Below are 15,461 nucleotides of genomic sequence, written 5' to 3' on the forward strand. Positions count from 1 at the left end.
GTCAGGAACCGGCCATTCGTCCGTGGCGCGAACTGCTAGCGCGTTCGTCAGCCCAGCACCAGCACGACCAGCGCCACAGTCGCCGCCGTCTCGGCCAGCCCGCCGAAGACGTCACCCGTCACTCCGCCGAAGCGCCGGACGCAGTGGCGCAGCAGCAGTTGGGCCGCGCCCAGGGCGAGCAGGACGGCCGCGGCGTGGTGCAGCGCGGCGTACGGGCCGAGGAGCGCGCCCGACACGCCCGCGCAGACGGCGGTCACCCCGCCCGCGACCAGCGCCGCCGTACGGCCCCGGACCGTGCCCGCGACCACTGCGCCCAGGCCGTCGGGCCGGGCCGCGGGCACCCCGGTCCGGGCGGCGAGGGTCAGCGCGAGCCGGGCCGCGACCGCCGAGACGACCGTGGCCGACGCGCCGTACGCCCAGCCCGCCGCGTACAGCTCGTAGCCCGCCGCGACCTGCGCGAGCAGCACGAACAGCAGCGTGACGACGCCGAAGGGACCGATGTCCGACTGCTTCATGATCCGCAGCGCGTCGTCGGCCGGCTTGCCGCTGCCGAGACCGTCGGCCGTGTCGGCGAGGCCGTCGAGATGGAGGCCCCGGGTGAGCACCGCGGGCACCGCCGCCGACGCCACGGCGGCGAGCAGCCGGCCCGAGCCCAGGAGCAGCAGCAGGGCGGCCGGCGCCGCCGCGCACAGACCGACGACGAGCCCGGCCAGGGGGGCGTACAGCATCCCGGCGCGCGCCGCGTCGCGGTCCCAGCGGGTCACGCGCACGGGGAGCGCGGTGAGGGTGCCGAAGGCGAAGCGAATGCCGTCGCTGTGGAGGGAGGTCACCGCGCGCACGCTAGCCGGTGGCGCCGCCCGGTAGGTTGCGCATAACGCGCAAATAGGGAGCGAGTGGCATGAGTCACTGGTTGTACCGGAACATTGTCGAGCCGGGGAAGCTGCCGCTGCTGCTCGCGCTGGGCTCGTTCATGCTGTCCTTCCTGGTGACGCGGACCATCACCCGCCTCATCCGGGCGGGCAGGGGGCCCTTCAGGAACATCTCGCCCGGCGGCATGCACATCCACCATGTGGCGCCCGGCGTGATCCTGACGACGATCGGCGGCTTCGGGGCGGTGGCGAGCGGCCGGCACGGGTTCGGCGCGGCCCTCTGCGCGGTGCTCTTCGGGCTCGGCGCGGGCCTGGTCCTGGACGAGTTCGCGCTGATCCTGCACCTCGACGACGTCTACTGGAGTGAACAGGGCCGCAAGAGCGTGGAGATCGTGGTGCTGACCGCGGCGCTCGTGATGCTGGTGCTCAGCGGCGCCGTCCCGTTCGGGGTCAACGAGCTGACGGTGGACGAGCGGCAGAGCCGCGGTCTGCTCGTCGCGAACGTGTCCTTCAACTTCTTCCTCGCACTGATCGCACTGTCCAAGGGAAAGCTGCGCACCGCGCTGTTCGGCGCGGTGGTGCCCTTCGTGGCCCTGTTCGGCGCGATCCGGCTGGCCAGGCCGGGCTCCCCGTGGGCGAAAAACCTGTACCGCAGACGCCCCAGGGCCCGCGCCAGGGCGACCCGGCGCGCCTACCGGCACGACCGTCGCTGGGCGGCCAAGAGCCGCAAACTTCAGGATTGGCTCGGCGGGGCCCCGGACCGGGTGGAGGGAAGGGACGGCTGAACGGAGTGTCCGCGCACCGCGGACACCGCGCACAGCACCAGCACCCCCGCGATCGCCGCGAGGTGCTCCTTGCCCGCGAGGTTGTTCTTGACGAGCACCTCGATCACCATCGCCGCCACCACCAGGGCCGCCGTCCAGTACGCCCCGTAGCGCCAGCCCACGTAGACGGCGAGGCCGACGACGGCCGCCGATGGGCCGGTGTCGACGACCAGGGCGTCGGAGGCCTCCAGGCCCAGCGGGTTGGCGGGGCCCAGCGCGATGCCCACGCGCGCGTAGAGCGTCCCGGCGAGGGTCGCCACGTACGCGATGACCAGGGTCCGCAGTCGGCCCAGGCTGATCTCGGCGATGCCGAAGACCAGCAGGATCTGCGCGAGCGCGCCCCAGACCGGCAGGTCGAGCGCGGGCACGAACAGTGACAGGGGGGTACGCAACAGCGCGAGCCACAGCGGGTCCTCGGCCCGTACGGCGCCTATGTTCTGTACGGGCTGGTAGCCCCAGGGCTGGTTCTGCACGAGCTGGAAGAGCGCCGTCAGGGCGACGGCCGCCAGTGTCATGCGTACGGCGCGCCACTTGTGGGTGAGCAGGGCGCCGCGCAGGGTCGCGTACAGCGGCCCCCATTCGCGGCGCCCCGCACGGCGTAGAGCCGTTCTCAACGTCTTGTCTCCAGGTGCTTGCGGTGCATCCACTTGGGCAGTCCCGGCGCTTCCAGGAAGCCCTCGGCGCGGGCCGCGGCGATGCCGATGCGCAGCAAGTCGGAGCTCTTCTCGAACAGCATGAACCGGGGCTCCCAGATCGGCCGGTACTTGGCGTTGGCCCGGTACAGCGACTCGATCTGCCACCAGCGCGAGAAGAAGCTCAGCAGCGAACGCCACAGCCTCAGCACCGGTCCCGCACCGAGCCGCGAGCCACGTTCGAAGACCGACCTGAACATCGCGAAGTTCAGTGAGACCTGAGTGATCTTGATCTCCCCGGCGCGCTGGAGGAGTTCGATGACCATGAACTCCATCAGCCCGTTCTCGGCGTCGCGGTCACGGCGCATCAGGTCCAGGGACAGACCGCCCGGTCCCCACGGTACGAAGCTCAGCACCGCCCGCAGCTCGCCCTGGCCGTCCGTGCACTCCAGCATCACGCAGCGCCCATCGCCCGGGTCGCCGAGCCTGCCGAGCGCCATCGAGAAGCCGCGCTCGGTCGCGCCGTCGCGCCAGTCGTCGGCCTTGCGCAGCAGCTCGGCCATCTCGTCGTCGGGGATGTCCTCGTGGCGGCGGATACGGACCTCGTACCCGGCGCGCTTGACCCGGTTGTACGCCTGGCGCACGGTCCGCATCGCGCGCCCCTCCAGGGTGAAGTCGGCGATCTCCACGAGCGCCTCGTCACCGAGCTCCAGGGCGTCGAGGCCGTGCCGGGCGTAGATCGTGCCGGCCTCCTCGCTCGCGCCCATCACGGCGGGCGCCCAGCCGTGCTCACGCGCCTCCGCCAGCCACGGCTCGATCGCGCCGGGCCAGGCCTCGGGGTCGCCGATCGGGTCGCCGGACGCCAGCGACACGCCGCCGACTACCCGGTAGGTGACGGCGGCCTTGCCGGTGGGGGACCAGACGGCGCTCTTCTCGCGGCGCAGGGCGAAGTAGCCCAGGGAGTCGCGTTCGCCGTGCTGGTCGAGCAGGACGCGCAGTTTCGCCTCGTCCTCCTCGGTGAGGGGATCGATGGTTCTGCGGGAGCGGAAGGCGGCGTACAGGACACCGAGGAGCAGCAGCGTGCTGAGGATGTTGATGCCGACGTTGACCCACCCGGGGGTGGTGATGCCCGCGAACCGCGAGTCGTCGGCGGCCAGCGACACCAGCCGCATCACGCCGTAGCGCCACCGGTCCAGGAACGTCGAGTGCTCCGCGCCGCGCGCCGTGTTGGTGACGGTGACCAGCAGTGCGGCGATCAGCGAGGTGACCAGCAGCCCGCCGACCGCGACGACCGCGGCCAGCTTTGGGTTGGAGCGGTCGCCCTTCGCGCTGAACACACGCCGGCCGAGGAGCAGCGACACGAAGAAGGCGGCGGTCAGACCAAGCGAGATCCAGTTCTGCCAGTACTGCCGCACCTCGGGGAAGAACATCACGAGGGCGAAGAGCAGCAGGAACAGCCCGCTCAGTACGAGGTTGAGGATCCAGGCCGCACGCTTGCGGCGGCGCATGGTGATCGCCAGGAAGAGGGTGAAGAGGCCCGAGGCGAAGCCCGCGGTCAGCATGTACGGCGTGAAGTAGTTCTCGGTGTTGTGGCGTCGCAGGTCCTGGCCGAGGGAGACCCAGACGGCGCTCAGGAAGTTGATGAACGCGACGGCACGCAGGTACCAGACGGCGAACGCCGCACTGCGTCGCGACCGGACAGTGCCCCGGTTCGTTCCTTCGGTGGCCAAGCTGACTTCTCCCATGAAAGGTGATGATATGGGGGCATCACCGGTCAAGAGAGCGCGACTGAGCACGACTACGGCGCGAACGCGGCAAGGGGTGAGTGCGGCCGATGGTCGACGGCCGCACTCGGGTCGGCTACGTTTCGCTGTCCGCCTCGGCCGCCTCGGCCGCCTCGGCCGGTTCGGTCTCTTTCGGATCCTCCGGCCGCTCGGGCAGCTCCGCGGCCAGGGCGGCCGCGGCTTGGACGAGCGGAAGTGCGAGCAATGCCCCGGTTCCTTCCCCGACAGTGACGCCTTGATCGAGCAATGGGTTGAGTGCCATCCGGTCCAGTGCCTTCGCCTGGGCCGGTTCGCCGCTCACATGGCCCGCCAGCCACCAGTCGGGCGCCCGGAAAGCGGCCCGCTGGCCCACCAGCGCGCAGGCCGCGGACACCACACCGTCGAGGATCACCGGTGTACGTCGCACGGCGCACTGGAGCAGGAAACCGGTCGTCGCGGCCAGGTCGGCGCCGCCGACGGCCGCCAGCAGCTCCAGCTGGTCGCCCAGGACCGGCCTGGCCCGGCGCAGCGCGTCCCGGACGGCCGCGCATTTGCGCATCCAGGCCAGGTCGTCGATGTCGGCGCCGCCGCGCCCGGTGACCACCGAGGCGTCCGTGCCGCACAGGGCGGCGATCAGGACGGCCGCGGCGGTCGTGCCGCCGACGCTCAGATCGCCGAGGACGACCAGATCGGTGCCCGCGTCGGCCTCCTCGTCGGCGATCGTCATGCCCAGCCGCACCGCCTGCTCGGCCTCTTCGATGGTCAGGGCGTCCTCGACGTCGATACGGCCGGAGCCGCGCCGCACCCGGTGACGTACGACGTCCTCGGGCAGCAGCCCGGGGTCGCAGTCCAGCCCCGCGTCGACAACCCGCACCGACACGCCGTTGCGGCGGGCCAGTACGGCGACGGGGCTCGCGCCGTCCAGCACGGCGCGCACCAGCTCGTGCGCGCCCCCGGCGGGCCTGGCCGAGACGCCCAGCTGCGCCACGCCGTGGTCACCCGCGAAGAGGATCACGCGGGGGCGTTCCACGGGCTTGACCCGGGCGGAGGCCTGAGCGGCCGAAAGCCACTCGCCCAGCTCGTCGAGACGGCCGAGCGCACCGGGCGGCACGATCAGCCGCTCCCGGCGCTCTTCGGCATCGCGCCGGACGCCGCCGTCGGGGCGTTCTATCAGGTCGGAGAAGTCGTCCAGGTTAAGCGAGCTCATGCGGCGAACAGTACCGGGAGGCCCGGAAACCAGGCCTGCCCGGCGGTACGGGCCTGCCCGGCGACGACGGCCGGGCCCGCAGGGCACGCGCCCGTTCTGCGCTGCTCGTCCCCGCGTCGCTCGTTGCTACCCCGTGCTCGTCCCCGAGCCGCCCGCCTCACCCGCGCAGCGGCACCGCCTGCCCCGCGACCACCAGCAGGACGTGCTCGCACTCGGCCGCGATCGTCGCGTTCAGCCGTCCCAGCTCGTCGCGGAAACGCCGCCCGCTCGCCGTCGCCGGCACGATGCCCGAGCCCACTTCGTTGCTGACCGTGACGACCGTGCGCCGGGTCGCCCGTACCGCTGCCACCAGCTCCGCCGTGCGCTCGTGCAGCGCCCGCCGGCCGTCCGCCGCCCACTTCGCGTCGTCCCACGCACCGACCCGGTCCATCGCGTCGGTGAGCCACAGCGCGAGGCAGTCGATCAGCAGCGGCGGGCCATCCCCGGCCAGCAGCGGCGCCAGCTCGCAGGTTTCCTCCGTGCGCCAGGTTCCCGGCCGCCGCTCCCGGTGCAGCCCCACCCGCGCCGCCCACTCCGAGTCGCCTTCCCGGGTGCCGCCGGTCGCGACGTACAGCACCTCGGGAAAGGCTTCGAGCCGTCGCTCCGCCTCCACCGACTTGCCCGAGCGCGCCCCGCCGAGCACCAGTGTGCGGCGCGGCAGATCGGGGACCGCGTGGTAGTCGCCGACGATCAGGGTCGTCCCGTCGGGCACGGCCCGCGCGCCCGCCGCCGCCAGCCGCCTGACCAGCTCGGGCCCCGGCGGCACATCGTGATCGAGGTGTACGGCGATGACATCCGTCGTGACGCCGATCGCACCGAGTGCCCGCAGCTTGGCGAGCGCGTCCGGCCGTCCCACGACATCGGCGACCACCATGTCGTACCTGGGCCCGGTGCCCTCCCCGGCGGGAGCGCCACCCGGCGGCAGATACAGCAGACGCTCGCCGTCGGGCGAGGTCACCTCGTACCCCGTACCGGGAGCGTCCATCGGCACGGCCCGCACCCGATGCCCGCTGATCAGCGTCAACGACCGGCCGTCCGCCACCCGCCCCGCCGTCGGCAGCCCGACGGGCAGTTCGACGGGCGGCCCGTCGTGCGGATGCGTCAGCAGTACCTGCCGCACCGCGGCCAGCGAACGCCCGGCACGGGCCGCGGCGAACGCGGCCCCGGGCGTGAGGTCGAGCAGCAGCGCACCGTCCACGAGCAGCGCGGTCGTGGCGCGCGCCAGCTCGCCGCGGGCGGTGGCGCACGAGGCGCAGGGGCAGTCGGGGCGGGGCAGGCCTGCCGGGGCTCCGGTGCCGAGAAGAGTCAGTTCCACGATGATGATCCTCCCGCTTCCCCTCCGGTGATGCGCGCCCGGCTAGTGTGCGGGCAGGCTGTGCTGGACAAAAGCACGGGTAGGACCCGGGAGGCGAACATGGCGTGGACGTGGCGGTTCGAGAAGGCCGACGGTACGGAGGTCCAGCCTGCGGTGGTGCCTGAGGAGTTCACCACGCAGGGTGATGCGGAATCCTGGATCGGCGAGGTGTGGAAAGAGCTCGTTGAGGGCGGCGCCGACCAGGTGGTTCTGTCCGAGGACAACACCAAGATCTACGGCCCCATGAACCTGCACGCCGACGAGGCCTGACGCACGAGAGCGGCGGTTGCGCCCGCGGACCCCGACCGGGGTGCGCGGGCGCAACGGTGCGCGGGAGCGGTGCGTACCCGCGCAGGGGGGCGTATCCGCGTATAACCGGCGTACCGGCATACCGGCCACGCGGCCAGATCGACGCGTACCCGGCTCAGATCTCGCCGGGCCTGTCAGGCCTGCCGGGTCAGCCGCGTACGCCGCACAGATGCAGCAGCGCCGCGACCCGTCGGTACGGATCCGTACGCCCGCCCCGGTCCTCCAGCGCCAGCACCCGCTCCAGCTCCTCCGCCGTCGGCTCCGCCGCGTTGGCGTCACCCTCGACGCTGTCGGTGAAGACCCGCACGCCGTACCAGGCGTGCAAGGGGGCGGCGATTCCCGCGAGGGTCGCCGTCAGGGCGTCCAGGCGGTCGGCGCGCACCTGGAGACCGCGCCGGTTGGTGTACGTGTTCGTCTCGAAGGCCGTCAGCGCCGCCGACCAGTCCCCGGCGAGCCCGGGGCGCATCGCGAGTGCGTCGGCGTTGCGTACGAGCAGGGAGAGCAGGCCGCCGGGGGCCAGCATCCGGGCCAGGCCCGCCACCAGCGCGTCGGGCTCCTGGACGTACATCAGCACGCCGTGGCACAGCACCACGTCGAAGCTGCCGGGCAGGAAGTGCACTCCGGTGTCGCGGCCGTCGCCCTCGATCAGGCGCACCCGGTCGCGGATGCCCGCGGGCTCGCCGTCGAGTGCCTCGCGCGCCGTGAGGAGCATCTTCGAGTCGGACTCCAGGCCGGTCACCTTGTGCCCGGCCCGCGCCAGGCGCAGCGCCTGGGTGCCCCGGCCCATGCCGACGTCGAGCACTGCGAGCCGCCGGCCCACCGGGAAGCGGGCCGATACCTGCTCGTCGAGCTGGCGGGCGACCAACTCCTGGCGGACGGCGTCGCGCAGCCCGCCGAGGCCCTTCAGCCAATTGGCCGAAGCACCTTCGAACGCGGAGGCACCGGGCCCGGAAACGGCCGCCCCGGAATCGGCCGCGTCCGACGAAGCGACGGCGTTCGCGCCCGAGGCAGCCCCCTCCGACGCGGGCGCGTCGGAAACGCCCGCCCCGGAGGCGTCCGCGTCAGCTATGCCCGCTGCGTCCGAGACATCCGCGCTCAGGGCCGTTCCCCGCGCTTGACCTGCGGCTTCGGCAGCCTCAGTCGGCGCATCTGGAGCGTGCGCATCAGGCCGTAGGCGACAGCGCCGCGCTTGGGCTCGTTCGGGAAGCGCTCCTTGAGCTGCTTCTTGAGCCTGATCACGAGGCCGACCGAGTCGACGACGATCATCACGATGACGCCGAGCCACAGCAGCAGCGAGATGTTCTGCACGTTGCCGACGCGGATCATGCTGAGCACCAGGATGATCACCGCGAGCGGCAGGAAGTACTCGGCGACACAGAATCGGGAGTCGACGAAGTCGCGCACGAAACGGCGCACCGGCCCCTTGTCGCGGGCCGGCAGATAGCGCTCGTCCCCGCTCGCCAGTGCCTCCCGCTGCTTAGCCAGGTCCACGCGCCGGGCTTCACGCTGGCGCTTCATCGCCTCCTTGCGGTTCGTCGGGGCTGCGGCCACGCTTCGGCGCTGCGACTGTGCGACAGCGCGCTTCGGAGTGGCGCGGCCCTTCGGGGCCTGCGGGTCACGGGTCTGCTTGGAGAGGTCTACCTGCACCTTGTCGGTGGGGGCCTTCTCATCTTTGGAGCGGCTACGGAACACAAAACCCAAGGGTACGGGGTGCGGCGCGGGGGCCACAGCCCGGTGGGGAACGATCCGGCAACGGTCACCCGCCTGGACCGGTTCCCCCACTCCTCCCCCGACTGTTCCCTACTCCCTACGCCTGAGTCCGGCGGACCACAGTCGTTCTGGAGGAGGAGCGCATCCGCGCTGGAACAGTGCGGTAATGGATGCAGGGCCCGTACTGTGGGTTCAAGTGCTGGAGCTGGAGTCCGTCAGAAGGGGGCGCGCGAAGCCCATGAGCGGTGTCATGAAGCGTATGGGAATGATCTTCCGCGCGAAGGCCAACAAGGCCCTCGACAGGGCAGAGGACCCGCGCGAGACTCTCGACTATTCGTACCAGAAGCAGCTTGAGCTGCTTCAGAAGGTACGCCGTGGGGTCGCCGACGTGGCGACTTCACGCAAGCGCCTTGAGCTGCAGCTCAATCAGCTGCAGGGGCAGTCCTCCAAGCTGGAGGACCAGGGGCGCAAGGCGCTCGCGCTCGGCCGGGAGGACCTCGCACGTGAGGCGCTGTCCCGTCGTGCCGCGTTGCAGCAGCAGGTCACCGACCTGGAGACGCAGCACCACACCCTCCAGGGCGAGGAGGAGAAGCTGACGCTCGCCTCGCAGCGACTCCAGGCCAAGGTCGACGCCTTCCGCACGAAGAAGGAAACGATCAAGGCCACGTACACCGCCGCGCAGGCGCAGACCCGGATCGGGGAGGCCTTCTCCGGCATCTCCGAGGAGATGGGCGACGTCGGCCAGGCGATCCAGCGTGCCGAGGACAAGACCGCGCAGCTGCAGGCGCGTGCCGGTGCGATCGACGAGCTGCTGGCCTCCGGCGCCCTGGACGACCACTCCGGTCTTGCGAAGGACGACATCGCCGCCGAGCTGGACCGGCTCTCCGGTGGTACAGATGTAGAGCTGGAGCTGCAGCGGATGAAGGCGGAGCTGGCGGGCGGTTCGCCGTCGAAGCCGGCCATCGAGGGCGGTCCCCAGGACGCCCAGCAGCCTTCGCCGACACAGAGCAAGTTCGACAAGCAGTAGTCCTCACTCCCGAACTCCCGAAGGAGAGCGTCGTGATCGTACGGATCATGGGGGAGGGGCAGCTGAAGCTGGCCGACAGCCACTTCACCGAACTGAACAAGCTGGACGACGAGCTGCTCGCCGAAATGGAGAGCGGCGACGAGGAAGGCTTCCGGCGGACGCTCGGCGCGCTTCTCGACGCGGTACGCCGCATCGGCGAGCCGCTCGCGGACGACGCCCTTGAGCCGTCCGAGCTGATCCTGCCGCCTCCCGACGCCACGCTCGACGAGGTCCGCGAGATGCTCAGCGACGACGGGCTCATCCCCGGCTGACACGCGCCACCTTCCAGCAGCCACGACGCCCCGCCCACCGGATTCACCCGGATGGCGGGGCGTCGTGCTGTCCGGGCACCCGGGCCCGTCCCCGGCGCGCCCGGGTGCCCGTACGCCGTACCGTTGCGTGACATGACTGCCCTCGGTACGGGCCTCTCCCGCTCCCGGCGCTGGTTGCGCGCGCATCCGCTCGCGCTGGACGGTGCGCTGGCGTTCGCCGTACTGGTGACGATCCTCGTCGGCTCGTTCGTCGACCCGCACGGCCGCAACGGTCCGGACTTCGGCACCCGCACCCCCGAGGCTCGCAGCGTCGTCCTGATGGTGCTCAGCGCGGCGGCCCTCGTGTTCAGGCGCCGCGATCCCATGGCCGTACTCGCGTTCACCGGGGTGGTCGCACTCGTCGAGCTCATCGTGGGCGATCCGCCGGCCCCCGTCGCGATGAGCGCGGTCGTCGCGCTCTACACCGTCGCTTCGCGCACCGACCGCCCGACCACCTGGCGGGTCGGCCTGCTCACGATGACCGGCCTGACCGCGGGCGCCATGTGCTTCGGTCCTGGCCCCTGGTACTCCCAGGAGAACCTCGGGATCTTCGCCTGGGCCGGCATCGGGGCGAGCGCGGGCGACGCCGTACGCAGCCGCCGCGCCTTCGTCGACGCCATCCGTGAGCGGGCCGAGCGCGCCGAGCGCACCCGGGAGGAGGAGGCCCGCCGCCGGGTCGCCGAGGAGCGGCTGCGTATCGCCCGCGACCTGCATGATGTCGTGGCCCATCACATCGCCCTGGTCAATGTCCAGGCGGGTGTGGCTGCGCATGTCATGGACAAGCGGCCCGACCAGGCGAAGGAGGCGCTCGCGCATGTACGGGAGGCCAGCCGTTCGGCGCTGAACGAGCTGCGCGCCACCGTCGGCCTGCTCCGCCAGTCCGGTGACCCCGAGGCCCCGACCAGGCCGGCCCCCGGGCTCGCCGTACTCGACGAACTCCTGGAGACGTTCCGCAACGCGGGCCTCCCCGTGGAGGTGGCCAGGCCCGACAGGGGAGTGGCCGCTCCGCTGCCCGCCGCCGTCGATCTCGCCGCGTACCGGATCATCCAGGAGGCCCTGACCAATGTCCGCAAGCACGCGGGCGCCCATGCGAAGGCCGAGGTCAGCGTGGTGAGGGTGGGCTTGTCCGCCGAAGTCACCGTGCTGGACAACGGCGGCGGCGCGGGGGAGGGGCCCACCGACGGCAGCGGCCACGGCCTCATCGGCATGCGGGAGCGCGTCGGCGCGCTGGGCGGCGTCCTCACCACGGGCCCCCGCTACGGCGGCGGCTACCGCGTGCATGCGATCCTGCCGGTCAAGGCGCGTACGGGGGAGAACACATGACGACGGCCGAGATCATCAGGGTGCTGCTGGTGGACGACCAGGCGCTGCTGCGCAGCGCGTTTCGGGTACTGGTGGACTCGGAGCCCGACATGGAGGTCGTCGGGGAGGCCGCGGACGGCGCCGAGGCCGTGGAGCTGGCCCGCACGCTGCGCGCCGATGTGGTCCTGATGGACATCCGAATGCCGGGCACCGACGGCCTCGCCGCCACTCGCATGATCAGCGAGGACCCGGAACTGGCCGCCGTGCGCGTGGTGATGCTGACGACCTTCGAGGTCGACGAGTACGTCGTGCAGTCGCTGCGCGCGGGCGCCTCCGGCTTCCTGGGCAAGGGGGCCGAACCGGAGGAGCTGCTCAACGCCATCCGGATCGCCGCGGCGGGCGAGGCCCTGCTCTCCCCGGTGGCGACCAAGGGGCTGATCGCCAAGTTCCTTGCCCAGGGCGGCAGTTCGCAGGACGACGAGGACATCGCGGCCCGCACCGAGCGGCTCTCCGCGCTGACCGTGCGCGAGCGCGAGGTGCTCGTCCAGGTCGCCGGCGGCCACTCCAACGACGAGATCGCCGAGCAGTTGGTCGTCAGCCCCCTCACGGTCAAGACCCATGTGAACCGGGCGATGTCGAAGCTCGGCGCCCGTGACCGCGCCCAATTGGTGGTAATCGCCTACGAATCAGGCCTGGTGCGGCCAAGGGTGGAGTGAGGGTGTAGTCGGATCTACTCCACCTGCGGTATGCGGCGCATAAGGAAGGGCACCTGCGAGCGACGGTTGCTCCTGCCCGCATGGCAGATCGTAGAGACGGACCACCGCGTCCACCTGCCGCGCACGCCACAGAAGAGAGACCCACCCATGTCCTGGCTGTCCAAATTCAGCCTCGCTCAGCGGGCCTTGATAGGCCTGATTTCGATCGTTGCGATCGTCTTCGGGGCCATCGCGATACCTCAGCTCAAGCAACAGCTGATGCCCACGATCGAGTTCCCGATGGTGTCAGTGCTGGCGCCCTACCAGGGTGCGTCCCCCGATGTGGTCGAGAAGCAGGTCGTCGAACCGCTCGAAAGCACCATCAAGGCCGTGGACGGCATCACCGGTGTCACTTCCACGGCGAGCGAGGGCAGCGCCGTCATCATGGCGCAGTTCGACTACGGGGACAGCGGCTCCAAGCAGCTCGTCGCCGATGTCCAGCAGGCCGTGAACCGCGCCCGCTCCCAGCTTCCCGAGGACGTCGACCCGCAGGTCGTGGCCGGCTCGACGGACGACATCCCGACCGTCCTGCTCGCCGCCAGCTCGGGCAAGGACCAGCAGGCGCTCGCCGACCGGCTGGAGCGCAGCGTCGTCCCCGAGCTTGAGGACATCGACGGTGTCGGCCAGGTCAGCATCGACGGCGTACAGGAACTCCAGGTCGCCGTCACCCCCGACGACAGGAAACTGGCCGCTGCCGGGCTCGACGCCGGCTCGCTCGGCCAGGCCCTCCAGGCGGGCGGTGCCACCCTCCCGGCCGGCTCCTTCGCCGAGGACGGCAAGAGCCGCACGGTCCAGGTCGGCGGCGGCTACACGTCGCTGAAGCAGATCGAGGACCTGCGCGTCAGCGCCGCCCCCACCGGCCAGGGCAAGCCCCCGAAGCCGGTACGCCTCGGTGACGTCGCCACCGTCGACGAGCAGCCCTCCACCGCGGTCTCCATCACCCGGACCAACGGCAAGCCCAGCCTGTCGCTGTCCCTCACCATGGACCAGGACGGCAGCGCCGTCGCCATCTCCGACGCGGTCAAGGACAAGCTCCCCGACCTGCGCGAGAGCCTCGGCGCCGGCAGTGAGCTCACGGTCGTCTTCGATCAGGGCCCGGCCGTCTCCAAGTCGATCTCCGGCCTGACCACCGAGGGCGCACTGGGCCTGGTCTTCGCCGTGCTGGTGATCCTGGTTTTCCTGGGATCGATCCGCTCGACGCTCGTCACCGCGATCTCCATCCCGCTGTCGGTGCTGCTCGCGCTGATCGTGCTGTGGACCCGCGACCTGTCGCTCAACGTGCTCACCCTGGGCGCGCTGACCATCGCCATCGGCCGGGTCGTCGACGACTCGATCGTGGTCCTGGAGAACATCAAGCGCCACCTCGGCTACGGCGAGGAGCGCGGCTCCGCCATCATCGTCGCGGTCAAGGAGGTGGCCGGCGCGGTCACCTCGTCGACCCTCACCACGGTCGCGGTGTTCCTGCCGATCGGCCTGGTCGGCGGCATGGTGGGCCAGCTGTTCGGCTCGTTCTCCGTCACGGTCACGGCAGCGCTGCTCGCCTCGCTGCTGGTGTCCCTCACCGTCGTCCCGGTGTTCTCGTACTGGTTCCTGCGCGCCCCCAAGGGCTCCGAGGGTGTCGACCCGGACGAGCTGCGCCGCAAGGCCGAGGAGAAGGAGCGCCGCAGCAGGCTCCAGCGGCTGTACGTCCCGGTCCTGCGCTTCGCGACCCGCCGCCGCTTCACCAGCCTGGCCATCGCGGTCGTCGTGCTCATCGGTACGTTCGCGATGGCGCCGCTGCTGAAGACCAACTTCTTCGACCAGGGCGAGCAGGACACCCTGACTCTCACCCAGGAGCTGAAGCCCGGCACCAGCCTGCAGGCCGCCGACGAGGCGGCCCTGAAGGTCGAGAAGGTGCTCGGCTCCATCGACACGATCAAGGACTACCAGGTCACGGTCGGCTCGTCCGGCTTCGCTGCCGCCTTCGGCGGCGGTACGGGCGCCAACCAGGCGTCGTACCAGCTGACCCTCAAGAGCGCCTCCGACGCCGAGTCCACCCAGGACCGGCTCGACGAGGAGCTCGCCAAGCTCGACGGCATCGGTGACACCAGGGTCGGCGCGGGCGGCGGCTTCGGCAGCCAGGACCTGAGCGTCGTGGTCAAGGCCGGCGACGCGGACACCCTCAAGAAGGCGTCCGAGCAGGTCAGGGACGCCGTCGCGAAGCTCGACCAGGTCAATGACGTGCAGAGCGACCTGGCCACGAGCGTGCCGCGGATCTCCGTGCGGGCCAACGAGAAGGCCGCCGACGCGGGATTCAACCAGACCACGCTCGGCGCGGCCGTCACTCAGGCGGTCCGCGGCACCACGTCCGGCAAGGCGATCCTCGGCGACACCGAGCGTGACGTCGTCGTGAAGTCCGCCAAGCCCGCGAAGACGATGGCCGAGCTGAAGAACCTGGCCCTCGGCCCGGTCAAGCTCGGCGACATCGCCGACGTGGAACTGGTGCCAGGACCGGTCTCCAAGACCCGGATCGACGGCGCCACCGCGGCGACGATCACGGCCAAGCCCGACGCCGACGACACGGGCTCGGTGACCACCGCGCTCCAGACGAAGATCACCGAGCTGGAGAAGAAGCTGCCCGAGGGCGCGAGCGTCGAGATCGGCGGCGTCTCCTCGGACCAGGACGAGGCGTTCGTCCAGCTCGGCCTGGCCATGCTGGCGGCCATCGCGATCGTCTTCATGCTGCTGGTGGCGACGTTCCGCTCGCTCATCCAGCCGCTGATCCTGCTGGTCTCCATCCCGTTCGCGGCGACCGGCGCGATCGGCCTGCTGCTCCTCACCGGCACCCCCATGGGCGTACCGGCGATGATCGGCATGCTGATGCTCATCGGCATCGTGGTCACCAACGCGATCGTCCTGATCGACCTGATCAACCAGTACCGGACCCAGGGCCTGGATGTCGTCGAGGCGGTCCTGGAGGGCGGGCGGCACCGGCTGCGCCCGATCCTCATGACCGCCCTGGCGACCATCTTCGCGCTGCTGCCGATGGCACTGGGCATCACCGGCGAGGGCGGCTTCATCTCGAAGCCGCTGGCGATCGTGGTGATCGGCGGTCTGATCACGTCGACGCTGCTCACCCTGCTGCTCGTGCCGACGCTGTACGCGATGGTCGAGCTCCGCAAGGAGCGCCGCGCCAAGAAGAAGGCGGCCAAGCGCGCGGCGAAGGCCGGCATCCCGGCCCAGTCCGAGCCGGACGCGGTCTCCGGCGAGCAGGAGCCCGCGAAGGTCTGATGCACGGTACGGAGTACGACAGCGCGCCCCGGCCCCCTTCGGAGGGGACC

Annotated in this window: 14 protein-coding genes; 7 read left to right on the top strand and 7 right to left on the bottom strand. The window is 71.2% G+C overall.

Annotated elements, in window-relative coordinates; genetic code table 11:
- Positions 1 to 47: 47 nt before the first annotated feature.
- Positions 48 to 830 carry an adenosylcobinamide-GDP ribazoletransferase gene (locus tag ABCR94_RS21970; RefSeq protein WP_347121441.1) on the bottom strand — a complete coding sequence of 261 codons (783 nt, stop codon included), beginning with the start codon at positions 828 to 830 and terminating at the stop codon, positions 48 to 50.
- A 68-nt stretch (positions 831 to 898) separates the two neighbouring features.
- On the opposite strand from ABCR94_RS21970, the gene ABCR94_RS21975 reads away from it, so the two are divergent.
- Positions 899 to 1,654, top strand: a complete 756-nt coding sequence (locus tag ABCR94_RS21975) for a hypothetical protein (RefSeq protein WP_347121443.1) — start codon at positions 899 to 901, stop codon at positions 1,652 to 1,654.
- Here ABCR94_RS21975 and ABCR94_RS21980 read toward each other — a convergent pair.
- From ABCR94_RS21980 to ABCR94_RS21995, 4 genes are all read right to left on the bottom strand, one after another.
- Entirely contained in the window at positions 1,603 to 2,307 is a 705-nt protein-coding gene (locus ABCR94_RS21980; RefSeq protein WP_347121445.1) for a hypothetical protein, read from the bottom strand. The genes ABCR94_RS21975 and ABCR94_RS21980 overlap by 52 nt on opposite strands.
- Positions 2,304 to 4,070, bottom strand: coding sequence for a phosphatidylglycerol lysyltransferase domain-containing protein (locus tag ABCR94_RS21985; protein WP_347121446.1), 1,767 nt, complete (start codon positions 4,068 to 4,070; stop codon positions 2,304 to 2,306). Before ABCR94_RS21985 ends, ABCR94_RS21980 begins: the two co-directional genes overlap by 4 nt.
- A 115-nt stretch (positions 4,071 to 4,185) precedes the next feature.
- Entirely contained in the window at positions 4,186 to 5,295 is a 1,110-nt protein-coding gene (gene cobT, locus ABCR94_RS21990; protein ID WP_347121448.1) for a nicotinate-nucleotide--dimethylbenzimidazole phosphoribosyltransferase, read from the bottom strand.
- Between the two features lie 157 nt (positions 5,296 to 5,452).
- A complete protein-coding gene (locus ABCR94_RS21995) occupies positions 5,453 to 6,649 on the bottom strand; it encodes a bifunctional adenosylcobinamide kinase/adenosylcobinamide-phosphate guanylyltransferase (protein WP_347121450.1) in 1,197 nt (398 codons plus the stop codon).
- A gap of 99 nt (positions 6,650 to 6,748) precedes the next feature.
- Here ABCR94_RS21995 and ABCR94_RS22000 point away from each other — a divergent pair, with 99 nt between their 5' ends.
- Positions 6,749 to 6,958 carry a hypothetical protein gene (locus tag ABCR94_RS22000; RefSeq protein ID WP_347121451.1) on the top strand — a complete coding sequence of 70 codons (210 nt, stop codon included), beginning with the start codon at positions 6,749 to 6,751 and terminating at the stop codon, positions 6,956 to 6,958.
- Between the two features lie 187 nt (positions 6,959 to 7,145).
- On the opposite strand, the gene ABCR94_RS22005 is transcribed toward ABCR94_RS22000, so the two are convergent.
- Positions 7,146 to 7,886: a class I SAM-dependent methyltransferase gene (locus ABCR94_RS22005; RefSeq protein WP_347122008.1), complete on the bottom strand. Its 741-nt coding sequence runs from the start codon at positions 7,884 to 7,886 to the stop codon at positions 7,146 to 7,148.
- A 206-nt stretch (positions 7,887 to 8,092) separates the two neighbouring features.
- On the bottom strand, positions 8,093 to 8,689 hold the full coding sequence (locus tag ABCR94_RS22010) for a DUF3043 domain-containing protein (RefSeq protein ID WP_347121452.1): 597 nt from the start codon (positions 8,687 to 8,689) through the stop codon (positions 8,093 to 8,095).
- 268 nt (positions 8,690 to 8,957) lie between these two features.
- Here ABCR94_RS22010 and ABCR94_RS22015 point away from each other — a divergent pair, with 268 nt between their 5' ends.
- The 5 genes from ABCR94_RS22015 (at position 8,958) to ABCR94_RS22035 (ending at position 15,411) form a co-directional block, all read left to right on the top strand.
- On the top strand, positions 8,958 to 9,734 hold the full coding sequence (locus ABCR94_RS22015; protein ID WP_347121453.1) for a PspA/IM30 family protein: 777 nt from the start codon (positions 8,958 to 8,960) through the stop codon (positions 9,732 to 9,734).
- 32 nt (positions 9,735 to 9,766) lie between these two features.
- Positions 9,767 to 10,045 (top strand): PspA-associated protein PspAA, encoded by a 279-nt coding sequence (gene pspAA, locus ABCR94_RS22020; protein WP_347121454.1) that lies wholly within the window; start codon positions 9,767 to 9,769, stop codon positions 10,043 to 10,045.
- Positions 10,046 to 10,177: 132 nt separating this feature from the next.
- Positions 10,178 to 11,407, top strand: a complete 1,230-nt coding sequence (locus ABCR94_RS22025; protein ID WP_347121456.1) for a sensor histidine kinase — start codon at positions 10,178 to 10,180, stop codon at positions 11,405 to 11,407.
- A complete protein-coding gene (locus ABCR94_RS22030) occupies positions 11,404 to 12,102 on the top strand; it encodes a response regulator (RefSeq protein ID WP_347121457.1) in 699 nt (232 codons plus the stop codon). Before ABCR94_RS22025 ends, ABCR94_RS22030 begins: the two co-directional genes overlap by 4 nt.
- Positions 12,103 to 12,249: 147 nt before the next feature.
- Positions 12,250 to 15,411, top strand: a complete 3,162-nt coding sequence (locus ABCR94_RS22035; RefSeq protein ID WP_347121459.1) for an efflux RND transporter permease subunit — start codon at positions 12,250 to 12,252, stop codon at positions 15,409 to 15,411.
- Positions 15,412 to 15,461 lie beyond the last annotated feature (50 nt).

Origin of the sequence: Streptomyces changchenzhani (assembly GCF_039766235.1) — a bacterium.
Classification (GTDB): domain Bacteria; phylum Actinomycetota; class Actinomycetes; order Streptomycetales; family Streptomycetaceae; genus Streptomyces.